Here is a 206-nt window from a genome sequence, read left to right as displayed (position 1 = left end):
GTTTTTTGTCCGTTCGGTTTATTATAATCGCTGGCAATCTTGGCCACAAATTTATTGATTGAAATACCTGCCGAAGCGGTTAGTCCAACTTCATCTAAAATTCTTTGTCTAATTTCTTGTGCCAAAAGACTTGCGCTAGGATTTCCTTTTTTATTTTTGGTAACATCCAAATAAGCTTCGTCAAGCGAAAGTGGCTCGACTAAATC

Annotated in this window: 1 pseudogene; it reads right to left on the bottom strand. The window is 37.4% G+C overall.

Features of this window, described 5'->3' with window-relative positions:
- Positions 1-206 (bottom strand): annotated as a pseudogene (locus tag B3J44_RS20600) (DNA polymerase IV); the annotation flags it as partial.

This window comes from Flavobacterium sp. UBA4854, assembly GCF_002399805.1.
Lineage (GTDB): Bacteria > Bacteroidota > Bacteroidia > Flavobacteriales > Flavobacteriaceae > Flavobacterium > Flavobacterium ginsengisoli.
Note: the sequence above shows the minus strand (reverse complement) of the source record. Positions and strands in the feature narration are given on the sequence as shown.